This is a genomic window from Curtobacterium sp. MCSS17_006 (assembly GCF_003234215.1).
In the GTDB taxonomy this organism is placed as follows: domain Bacteria; phylum Actinomycetota; class Actinomycetes; order Actinomycetales; family Microbacteriaceae; genus Curtobacterium; species Curtobacterium flaccumfaciens.
In genome coordinates, this window is record NZ_QKSO01000004.1 from 26,397 (window position 1) to 37,421 (window position 11,025).

Sequence of the window (11,025 nt, forward strand, 5' to 3'; positions counted from 1 at the left end):
GAGCGGTCGGAGATCACTGCTCGCTGACCAGACCGAGCACGTCGGCGATCGACTTCGTGTCGACCGGCACGCTCGTCGGGGTGACCTCGCCGCCGTCCGGCGTGCGGAGGGCCCACTGCGGGTCCTTCAGGCCGTGGCCCGTGACCGTGATGACGACCTTCGCGCCCTTCGGTACGACACCGGCGTCGGCACGCTCGAGCAGCCCGGCGACACCGATGGCCGACGCGGGCTCGACGAACACGCCGACCTCGGCCGACAGGATGCGGTGTGCCGCGAGGATGGCCTCGTCGGTGATGGCACCGAAGTAGCCGTCGGTCTCCTGCTGCGCCTCGAGCGCGAACTGCCACGAGGCCGGGTTGCCGATGCGGATCGCCGACGCGATGGTGTCGGGGTGCCGGACGACCTCGCCGTGCACGATCGGGGCGGAACCGGCGGCCTGGAACCCGAACATGCGGGGCAGCTTGGTGCTGCGGCCGGCGGCGACGTCCTCGCGGTAGCCGCGCGAGTACGCGGTGTAGTTGCCCGCGTTGCCGACGGGCAGGAAGTGGAAGTCCGGTGCGTCGCCGAGGACGTCGACGACCTCGAACGCGGCGGTCTTCTGCCCCTCGATGCGGTCGTTGTTGACGGAGTTGACGAGGTGCACCGGGTAGTTCGCCGCCAGGTCGCGGGCGATGTCGAGGCAGTCGTCGAAGTTGCCCTGCACCTGCAGCAGCTGGGCGTCGTGGGCGACGGCCTGGCTGAGCTTGCCCATGGCGATCTTGCCCTCCGGCACGAGCACCGCAGCGGTGATGCCGGCGTGCGTGGCGTACGCGGCGGCCGAGGCACTGGTGTTGCCGGTCGAGGCGCAGATGACGGCCTTCGCACCGTGCTCGACGGCCTTCGAGATCGCCATCGTCATGCCGCGGTCCTTGAACGAACCCGTCGGGTTCATGCCCTCGAACTTCACGTAGACCTCGGCGCCGGTGCGCTCGGAGAGCCGACGAGCCGGGATGAGCGGCGTGCCGCCCTCACCGAGCGTGACGATGGGCGTCGCCTCGGTCACGTCGAGTCGGTCGGCGTACTCGCGCAGGACTCCCTGCCACTGGTGGGCCATCAGGCTTCTCTCTCTGTCCGGTGGGGTGGATCTGGTGGTGGTGCGGCTGGGTGAGCCTGCTGGTCGGCCTGGAGGCCCGTGGTCGCGTCAGCGACCGACGACGCGCAGGACGCTGGTGACGTCCAGGACGACGTCCTCGCCGCGGAGGGCGACGACGGTGTCCGCCAGGTCGGCCTCGCGCGCCAGGTGGGTGCCGATGACGAGCGTCGCGGTCCCCTCGGCTGCGCCGGTGGTGGTCTGCTCGACCGTCTCAACGCTGACGCCGTGCTTCGCGAGCACGCCGGCGACGGTCGACAGCACGCCGGGGGCGTCCGTGACGTGCAGGGTGATCTGGTAGCTCGTGCGGACGGTGCCGATCGGGAACACCGGCAGCTCGGACTGCGTCGACTCGGCGACCCCCGGGCCACCGATGACGTGCCGACGGGCCGCGGAGACCAGGTCGCCGAGGACCGCCGAGGCCGTCTCGACGCCACCGGCACCCGCGCCGTAGAACATCAGGTCGCCGGCGGCCTCGGCCTCGACGAACACGGCGTTCTTCGCTCCGTGCACGCTCGCGAGCGGGTGCGACTCGGGCACGAGGGCCGGGTAGACGCGGGCGCTGACGCCCTCGCGGCCGTCCTCGTCGGTCAGACGCTCGGCGGTCGCCAGGATCTTCACGACGTAGCCGGCCTTGCGGGCGGCGCGGACCTGGTCGATCGTGACGTGGGTGATGCCCTCGCGGTGCACGGCGGCGAGCGGCACCGAGGTGTGGAACGCCAGCGAGGCCAGGATCGCGGCCTTCTGCGCGGCGTCGTAGCCCTCGACGTCGGCGGTCGGGTCGGCCTCGGCGTACCCGAGCTCCGTCGCGGTGGCCAGGGCGTCCTCGAACGTGGAGCCCTTGCGGTCCATCAGGTCGAGGATGAAGTTCGTGGTGCCGTTGACGATGCCCATGATCCGCACGATGCGGTCACCGGCGAGCGAGTCGTGCAGCGGACGGATGATCGGGATCGCCCCCGCCACGGCGGCCTCGTAGTAGAGCTGCGCGCCGACCTGCTCGGCCGCGGCGAAGAGCTCCGGGCCGTGGGTCGCGAGCAGCGCCTTGTTGCCGGTGACGACGTCCGCGCCGGACTGCAGGGCCTGGAGCACGAGGGTGCGCGCCGGCTCGATGCCGCCGATGAGCTCGACGACGATGTCCGCGCCGAGGATGAGCGACGCAGCGTCCGTGGTGAAGAGCTCCGCCGGCAGGTCGACGTCGCGCTGCGCGTCCACGTCGCGCACGGCGATCCCGACCAGCTCCAGGCCGGCACCGGCGCGCGAGGCCAGCTCGTCACCGTGCTCGAGGAGCAGTCGCGCGACCTGGGAACCGACCGAGCCGGCCCCGAGCAGCGCGACACGGACGTTGCGGTATTCGATCATCTGGTAGCGGTTCCTGTCGGTGGGGGTGCGCCCTGCGGGGTGGGCGGACCCGATCGGGTCGGGGGTCAGCGGCCGGTGCCGTCGGCGGGCACGGCGGTGACCCCGGTGTCACGGGCGAGGAGGTCGTCGATCGTCTCGCCCCGCACGAGGATACGGGCTGTGCCGTCCGCGACGGCGACGACCGGCGGGCGGCCCACGTGGTTGTAGTTGCTCGACAGCGCCCAGCAGTAGGCACCGGTGGCCGCGACGGCCAGCAGGTCGCCGCGCTGCACGTCGCCGGGCAGGTACTCGTCGTTCACCACGACGTCGCCGCTCTCGCAGTGCTTGCCGACGACGCGGCTCAGCACCGCCGGGACGTCGGAGGTGCGGGCGAGTCGGGCCGTGTAGTCGGCTCCGTACAGGGCGGGACGGATGTTGTCGCTCATCCCGCCGTCGACGGAGACGTACGTGCGGGTCGCGCTGCCGCCGTCGTCGGTCTCGAGCGTGACGGGCTTGATCGTGCCGACGCGGTAGAGCGTCACCCCGGGCGGGCCGATGATGTAGCGGCCCGGCTCGACGGCGATGTCCGGCACCGGGATGCCGCGCTCGGCGCAGGCCTCGCCGATGATCGTGGCCAGTGCGTCGGCGACGTCCTCAGGGGCGAAGGCCGAGTCGGCTTCGGTGTAGTCGATGCCCCAGCCGCCACCGAGGTTCAGCTCGGGCACCGGCCCGGAGGCCACGAGCGTCGCGTGCACGTCCATCAGCCGGCGTGCGGCTTCGCGGAAGCCGGCGTCTTCGAAGATCTGCGAACCGATGTGCGAGTGCAGCCCGACGAAGGCGAGCGAGGGCTCGGCGCGGACGGCTGCTGCGGCCTCGACGGCCTCGGACAGCGGGATGCCGAACTTCTGGTCCTCGCGAGCGGTCGCCAGGTACTCGTGGGTGGACGCGTGCACACCGGTGTTGATCCGGATGCGCACACGCTGCACGACCCCGGCGTCGGCGGCGGCACGGGCGACGCGCTGCACCTCTTCGTGGCTGTCGAGCACGATCGTGCCGATGCCGACCTCGACCGCGCGGGCGATCTCGGTGTCGGACTTGTCGTTGCCGTGGAAGCCGAGCCGGCCGGGGTCGATGCCGCCGGCTAGGGCGACCGCGAGTTCACCGGCGGTGCAGACGTCGACGCGCAGGTCGGCCTCGGCCATCCACGCGACGACCTGGGTCGTCAGGAAGGCCTTGCCGGCGTAGTAGACGTGCGCGTGGCTGCCGATGCGCTCGAACGCCTCGGCGAAGGCGTTCCGCACGCGGACGGCGCGCGACTGGACGTCACGCTCGTCGACGACGTACAGGGGCGTGCCGAACTGCGCGACCAGGTCCGTGGCGCTGATGCCGCCGATCGCCAGGGTGCCGTCGTCGGTCCGCGTCGCGGACGCGGGCCAGATGCGGTCCACCAGTTCGGAGGCGTCCGTCGGGAACCGCAGCCGCGGCGGTGCAAGGGGGTTCTCGCTCACGGGACCCGATCCTACCGACGCGAGCCGATCCTCCAGGCCGCGTTACGCACCCGTCCGCTCAGCCGCAGCTGCCGACGGTGCGCAGGCCGTCCTCGTTGAGCGGCAGCGCGTCCGCGGTGATGCGGACCGTCGCGTCCGAGTCCGACACGTCGAGCGAGCGCACCCGCAGCGCCTCGGGCAGGAACTGCGCGGTGCAGACCTGCACCGGGACGCCGGTGACACCGGGGATCGAGTCGACCTTGAGGCCGAGGTCGGAGTTCGTGATCCGGACGCTCTCCGGCGTGATGGTGATGCCGCGTCCGTCGTCCTGCGCGACGACGGCGCCCTTCGCCGCGTAGGTGATGTCGTAGCCGAGCACCGACGACGACCCCGTCAGTTCGACGCCGCCGTCGACCAGGTTCAGCCGGTCGAACAGCGGGCTGTACTTCGCCAGGTCCTTGACGCTCGACGACGCCAGGGTGACCGTGCCGTCGACGTCGCGGACGTCGCCCTTGCCGTCCACCGGGACGTCCTGCGCGGTGACGTCGGCGGCGAGCGGGATGCCGTCGACCGTGAGCTTCGCCGAGGAGATCTCGACGCGGTCGAGCGTGCCGCTGATGAGCTGCGGGATGACGATGCCCTCGGCGTGGGCGTCGACCTCGCCGGTCGTGCCGTCCGGCAGCGACTGCTCGACCTGCTGGGCGATGATCCGGTCGACGACGCCGCGCAGCACGAACTCGGCGATCACGACGAGGGCGGCGAGCACGACGACGACCACGAGCAGGACGACGGGCCAGCGGCGGCGCGTGGTGGGGCGTTCGGTGGCTGCGGGCATGCGTCCTACCCTGCCAGCCGGTCCCGGCAGCCTGCCTGGAGACCCGGTGCGCGTCCGGCGCAGCGGCTGCCGGGATGCAAAACACCGGTGTTCGCGCTCGACACCGCGGAATGCGGGTGTTCGGTGCGCGAACACCGGTGTTTTGCGGAACGAGTGCCGCTACATGCGGGACGGAGCCGACACGCCGAGCAGGCCGAGGCCGTTGCGGACGACCTGGCCGGTGGCGTCGTTCAGCCACAGGCGCGTGCGGTGCAGGTCGGTCACGGGCTCGTCGCCGAGGGGCGTGACACGGCAGGAGTCGTACCAGCGGTGGTACAGGCCGGCCAGCTGCTCGATGTACCGCGCGATGCGGTGCGGCTCGCGCAGCTCGGCGGCGTGCCGGACCACCCGCGGGTACTCGGCGAGGGCTCCGAGGAGCGCGCTCTCCGACTCGTGGGTCAGCAGCGAGGCGTCGAACACCGACCGGTCGACCCCGGCCGCCGCGGCGTTCCGGGCCACCGACTGCGTGCGGGCGTGGGCGTACTGCACGTAGAAGACGGGGTTGTCGTTCGTGCGCTTCGTGAGCAGGTCGAGGTCGATGTCGATCGCGGTGTCGCTGGCGAAGCGGACCAGGGCGTACCGGCCGGCGTCGACACCGACGGCGTCGACGAGGTCCTCCATCGTGACGATGGTGCCGTTGCGCTTCGACATGCGCATCGGTTCGCCGTCCTTGAGCAGGTTGACCATCTGCCCGATCAGGATCTCGAGGTTCTTGCCCGGCTCATCCCCGAACGCGGCGCACATCGCCATCATCCGGCCGACGTAGCCGTGGTGGTCGGCACCGAGCATGATCAGGTTCCGCTCGAACCCGCGCTCGCGCTTGTCGAGGTAGTACGCCAGGTCGCCGGCGATGTACGCGGGCTCGCCGTCCGACTTGATGACGACGCGGTCGCGGTCGTCGCCGAAGTCGGTCGTGCGGAGCCACTCGGCGCCCTCGGCCTCGTACATCACGCCGGCCGACCGCAGTCGGGCGATGGCACGCTCGACGGCCTTCGACTCGTGCAGGGCGTTCTCGTGGAAGTAGACGTCGAAGTCGACGCCGAAGTCGTGCAGCGACGACTTGATGTCCGCGAACATGAAGTCGACGCCTTCGCGACGGAAGAGCTCCTGCGCCTCGTCGCGCGGCAGGTCGCGGACGTCGATGCCCGGCTCGAGGGTCGCGATGACCCGCGCCGCGATCTCGGCGATGTAGGCGCCGCCGTAGCCGTCCTCGGGCGTCGGCTCACCGAGTGCGCTGGCGACGAGGGAGCGGGCGAAGCGGTCGATCTGCGCGCCGTGGTCGTTGAAGTAGTACTCGCGGGTGACGAGCCCGCCCTGCGCCTGGAACACGCGGGCCAGACTGTCGCCGACCGCGGCCCAGCGGACGCCGCCCATGTGGATCGGGCCGGTGGGGTTGGCGGAGACGAACTCCAGGTTGATCCGGACGCCGTCGTACAGGTCGCCGGTGCCGAAGGACCCGCCGCCGTCCACGATGGTGCGCGCGATCTCCCCAGCGGCGGCCGCCTCGAGCGTGATGTTGATGAAGCCGGGGCCGGCGACGTCGACGGAGTCCACACCGTCGAGCTCGGTCAGCTCGCCGGCGATCTCGGTCGCGAGCTCGCGCGGGTTCGTGCCGAGCCGCTTCGCGAGCTGCATGGCCGCGTTCGAGGCCCAGTCGCCGTGGGCACGGTTCTTCGGACGCTCGAGCACCACGTGGGACTCCTCGATCGTCACGGTCTCGGACGCGCCTCGGCGCTCGACGATCCCGGTCAGGATCGACAGGTACGCGGCGGAGAGTTCGGCAGGAGTCACGAGGACCGATCCTACCGGGACGCCCAGGTCCGCACCGGTCGATGCAGCATCATGTCGGGATGACCCCCCGCAGCCGTGCCCGGGCGCTCACCGTCGCCACCCTCACCACCGCAGCAGCCGTCGTGCTCGCCGGGTGCTCGGGCGGCGGGGACAGCACCCCGTCGGCCAGCGCGACGCCAGCGGGCAAGCCGGTGTCGCAGACCTGCGCGGAGCTCCTGCCGACGAGCGCACTGTCGGTCTACGGGCAGACCTTCGAGCTCGACGACTCCTTCACCCCGGCGAAGGGCTCCCCCGCCGCGACCATCGCGAAGCAGCAGGGTCGCGTGTGCCGGTTCGTCAGCACCGACGCGGACGCCACGGCGATCACGCTCGCGGTCGCCGACCTGCCTGAGAAGTCGCTCACCAACCTGAAGGACGCCCTGTACGAGCGGGGCGGCTCCGTCCCCACCTACCGCGTGGAGGGCTACTTCGCCCTGAGCGGCGACGTCGGCCGCGCGGACGCCTTCGCCGACCCGTACTGGATCACCGCGCAGTCGACGCTGTTCACCGAGCCGGGTGGGGCGCAACCCGTCGTCGACGCGGTGCGCGCCGCGCTGCAGCCGTCCGCGTCGGCGACGGCGACGCCCGCGGGCTGACGCGCGCTGCCCCCGCGCACGGTGCGGGGCCGCCTCCGTCTGGTGCGAGGTTGCGCACGTGGTGCGCTGCTCGCAGCGCTGCACGGAACGCGGAACCTCGCACCGGCTCGCGACGGACGCACCGTGCGGACGGGAGGCCCGTGGCGGGCCCGCACCGCGCCTCCCGGTCGACGGCGGCCACGCACGGTGCCGTGTCCGCCGTCCGGTGCGAGGTTCCGTGCGCGGTGCGCGCCTGCTGCGCCGCACGGAACACGGAACCTCGCACCAGCTCGCGACGCACGCACCGTGCGGACGGGAGGCCCGTGGCGGGCCCGCACCGCGCCTCCCGGCCGGCGGCAGCCACGCACAGTGCCGCGTCCGTCATCCGGTGCGAGGTTGTGTGTGCGGTGCGTGCTTGCTGCGCCGCACGGGACACGGGACGTCGCACGGGATCGCGACGGACGCACTGTGCCGGGTCCGCCATCTGGTGTGAGCTTCCGTGCGTGGTGCGCGCCTGCAACGCGGCACGGAACGCTGAACCTCGCACGGGAACGCGACGCACGCACCGTGCGGACGGGAGGCCCGTGGCGGGCCCGCACCGCGCCTCCCGTCGATAGCAGCCACGCACCGTGTCGGGCCCGCCGCCTGGTGCGAGGTTGCGTGCCTGGTGCGCGCTTGCAGCGCCGCACGGAACACGGAACCTCGCACGGAATCGCGACGCTCGCACGGTGCCGCGTCCGCCATCTGGTGCGAGGTTGCGTGCCTGGTGCGCGCCTGCTGCGCCGCACGGAACGCGGAACCTCGCACGGGATCGCGACGGACGCACCGTGCGGACGGGAGGCCCGTGGCGGGCCCGCACCGCGCCTCCCGGCCGGCGGCAGCCACGCACAGTGCCGCGTCCGCCGTCGGGTGCGAGGTTGCGCACGTGGTGCGCGCTTGCAGCGCTGCACGGGACGCGGAACCTCGCGCCGGCTCGCGACGCTCGCACGGTGCCGGGTCCGCCATCCGGTGCGAGGTTGCGCACGTGGTGCGCGCTTGCAGCGCCGCACGGGACACGGAACCTGGCACGGGATCGCGACGCACGCACCGCGCGGACGGGAGGCCCGTGGCGGGCCCACACCGCGCCTCCCGGCCGTCCGACGGCACCTCCACAGCGCGACACGCGCTGTCCAGGACCACCCGCCGGACCTGCTACGGTTGTTGACACCCCTTGGCCCCCATAGCTCAGGGGATAGAGCACTGCCCTCCGGAGGCAGGGGCGGAGGTTCGAATCCTCCTGGGGGCACTGGAAAGTACGCCGAAGAGGTTCCCGAAGGGATCGAGCAGCTGGCAGAGCCGCTCTCCCGTGAACACCGTCTTCGGGCCCCGGTGCGCAACGGCGCCGTTGGCGACCCAGTCCTCGACGACGGCGTCCACGTCGGCCACGGTCCAGTACGGCACCGTGCCGGACGGCCCGGGCGTGTTCAGTTCGTCGGTGCGGTGCAGCGTGAGGCGGACGCCGTCGATGTCGAACGCGACGAGTGCGCCACCACGAACGACCGGTTCGCGGCGGAGCCTGGCCGCGTACCAGGCGACCGCGGCCTCGAGGTCGTCGACGAACAGGAAGACGTTGCTGACCGGGCCGATCGGGAGCGGTGCTGTGGAGTCGTCGGGCACGGGGATCCTCCTTCGTCGCGCGCCGCTCAGCGGTGCTCGACCCCGAGCGTCTGCGCGAGGAACGTGAGCGATCCGGGCAGCGCGTGGTCGGTGTAGCCCTCGGCGTGCCGGAGACCGGGGATCAGCTGCAGCGTGTTCGGGACGCCGACCGCGGCGAGCGCGGCCTGCAGGGCGATCGGGTCCGACCGCGGGACCCACTCGTCCAGGGAGTTCGCGAGGTAGACGGGCCCCGTCGACGCCGTCACGTGCCCGATCGTGGACGCCGCGGCGAGCGCCGACCGGTCGCCGCCGACCTCCTGCAGGATCACCCATCGGAGGAACGGGTCGTCCCGCCCGGTCTGGTCGATGTCGGAGCTCCGCATCGCGTCGAGGTCCTGGGTCGTCGGCGCGGCGGAGACCGTGCCGTCGGTGGCGCGGATGATCTCGGCGAGGCCGAAGATCCCGGACCAGCTCACGGAGGGACGGCCGGTCGCGATGCCGCCCTCGACGGCGAGGTTCCCGCCGGCCGAGCCGCCGAAGAACGCGACCTTGCTCCGGTCGAAGGAGATGTCGGACTGCAGCGCCCACTCGTGGGCGGTCAGCACGTCGTCCCTGCTCGCGGGGAACACGTCCGTCGGCGCCATGCGGTAGTTCGGGACGAAGACCGTGTACCCGGCGTCGACGAGTCGGGCGGACAGGACGTCCTCCTTGGACTTGTCCCCGCGGAACCAGCCGCCACCGTGCACGAGCACGACGGCGCCGGTGCTCGCGGGCGATCCGGGCCCGGGACGGTGCACGTCGAGGACCAGGGCGTCGTGCTGGTCCGAGTACCGGACGTCGCGGTCGATGTGGGGAGGTGGCTGTGTGGGCATCCGGTGACGACCTTCCTCGAGCTCCCGACGCTGCGACGGGCGGCGGATCGCGGAATCCGATTCTGATCGACCGTGCCACGGGACGATTGGGTCGGATGACTCGATGCGGGTCGGTTGCGGGGCACCGAGCCGTGCGGCCGTGCTCGGGACTGCCCGGTAGCGTTCCGGCATGACGATGACGTTCCCGGCGCCCGGAGTCCACGCACTGCGGGGCGGACCCGTGCTCCGGTGGGGTGTGATCGGCCCCGGGGAGATCGCGAACGACTTCACGACGACGCTGCACGCGAACTCCGACCAGCGCGTCGTCGCCGTGGGGTCCCGCTCCCCCGAGCGTGCCGCGGCCTTCGCCGCCCGCCACGGCGTGTCCGAGGTGCACGGCTCGTACGATGCCCTCGTGGCGGACCCCGCCGTCGACGTGGTCTACGTCGCCTCGCCGCACCCGCAGCACCTCGGGCACGCACTGCTCGCGATCGCCGCCGGAAAGCACGTGCTCGTCGAGAAGCCGATGACGACGTCGGCGGCGGACACCCGCACCCTCGCCGACGCCGCACGGGCCGCGGGTGTCCTCGCGATGGAGGCGATGTGGACCCGGTACCTGCCGGGCACCACGGTCGTCGCCCGGCTGCTCGCGGACGGGGTCCTCGGGGACGTCCGGCTCGCGACGGTCGACGTCGGGTGGCCGCACGACCCGGACCCGGCGGACCGGATGTTCGACCCCGCCGCCGGAGGGGGTGCGCTCCTCGACGCCGGTGTCTACGGGCACTGGTTCGCACGGTTCGCCACCGGCGCCCCGGTGACCAGCAGCACGACGGGGGCGGTCTCGGATCGCGGGGTGGACCTCCAGTCCGTCACGGTGTCGACGGCGGAGGGTGGCGCGCAGGCGGTGGTGACCACGTCGATGACGGCGTGGACGCCGGGGCTGGCGGTGATCGCCGGGAGCCGGGCCACGGTCCGGTACACCGACCACTTCGTGTTCCCGGCGTCGTTCGCGGTGCACCACCCGGGTGGGGAGGACCACTGGGCGGAGCCGACGGGGCTGCGGGGTCGTCAGGGACTCGTGTGGCAGGCGGCGGCGCTCGCGCAGTACCTGGCGGACGGTCGCACGGAGTCCCCGGTGCACTCGCTGGACGACTCGATCGGGATCGCGACGGCGCTCGACGCGGCCCGTGCGGCACTCGGCCCGACCGGTGCGGCGCTCGGCCCGACCGGTGCGGCACCGTCCGTTCCCGAGCAGGACACCTCGACCCTCTAGGATCACGGGCCGGTCGTCCCGCACACGACCGGG

8 protein-coding genes, 1 tRNA gene and 1 pseudogene are annotated in these 11,025 nt (G+C 72.4%); 3 read left to right on the forward strand and 7 right to left on the reverse strand.

Going from position 1 to position 11,025, the window contains the following annotated elements:
• Positions 1-13 precede the first annotated feature (13 nt).
• From thrC to argS, 5 genes are all read right to left on the reverse strand, one after another.
• Positions 14-1,093: a threonine synthase gene (thrC, locus tag DEJ21_RS05395; protein WP_027465789.1), complete on the reverse strand. Its 1,080-nt coding sequence runs from the start codon at positions 1,091-1,093 to the stop codon at positions 14-16.
• Positions 1,094-1,180: 87 nt separating this feature from the next.
• Positions 1,181-2,488 carry a homoserine dehydrogenase gene (locus tag DEJ21_RS05400; protein WP_027465790.1) on the reverse strand — a complete coding sequence of 436 codons (1,308 nt, stop codon included), beginning with the start codon at positions 2,486-2,488 and terminating at the stop codon, positions 1,181-1,183.
• Positions 2,489-2,553: 65 nt separating this feature from the next.
• Positions 2,554-3,975 (reverse strand): diaminopimelate decarboxylase, encoded by a 1,422-nt coding sequence (lysA, locus tag DEJ21_RS05405; protein ID WP_111223948.1) that lies wholly within the window; start codon positions 3,973-3,975, stop codon positions 2,554-2,556.
• A 58-nt stretch (positions 3,976-4,033) separates the two neighbouring features.
• Entirely contained in the window at positions 4,034-4,789 is a 756-nt protein-coding gene (locus DEJ21_RS05410; protein ID WP_111223949.1) for an LmeA family phospholipid-binding protein, read from the reverse strand.
• Between the two features lie 159 nt (positions 4,790-4,948).
• Positions 4,949-6,619: an arginine--tRNA ligase gene (argS, locus tag DEJ21_RS05415; protein WP_111223950.1), complete on the reverse strand. Its 1,671-nt coding sequence runs from the start codon at positions 6,617-6,619 to the stop codon at positions 4,949-4,951.
• A 59-nt stretch (positions 6,620-6,678) separates the two neighbouring features.
• On the opposite strand from argS, the gene DEJ21_RS05420 reads away from it, so the two are divergent.
• Positions 6,679-7,254, forward strand: coding sequence for a hypothetical protein (locus tag DEJ21_RS05420; protein ID WP_111223951.1), 576 nt, complete (start codon positions 6,679-6,681; stop codon positions 7,252-7,254).
• Positions 7,255-8,446: 1,192 nt separating this feature from the next.
• Positions 8,447-8,518: transfer RNA gene (locus DEJ21_RS05425), tRNA-Arg, on the forward strand.
• Positions 8,519-8,544: 26 nt separating this feature from the next.
• Here DEJ21_RS05425 and DEJ21_RS18710 read toward each other — a convergent pair.
• Together DEJ21_RS18710 and DEJ21_RS05430 are read right to left on the reverse strand one after the other, a co-directional pair.
• A pseudogene (locus DEJ21_RS18710) lies at positions 8,545-8,889 on the reverse strand (VOC family protein); the annotation flags it as partial.
• 26 nt (positions 8,890-8,915) lie between these two features.
• A complete protein-coding gene (locus DEJ21_RS05430) occupies positions 8,916-9,740 on the reverse strand; it encodes an alpha/beta hydrolase (protein ID WP_181435789.1) in 825 nt (274 codons plus the stop codon).
• Between the two features lie 169 nt (positions 9,741-9,909).
• Here DEJ21_RS05430 and DEJ21_RS05435 point away from each other — a divergent pair, with 169 nt between their 5' ends.
• Positions 9,910-10,992: a Gfo/Idh/MocA family protein gene (locus tag DEJ21_RS05435; RefSeq protein WP_258374884.1), complete on the forward strand. Its 1,083-nt coding sequence runs from the start codon at positions 9,910-9,912 to the stop codon at positions 10,990-10,992.
• The last annotated feature ends 33 nt before the right edge of the window (positions 10,993-11,025 follow it).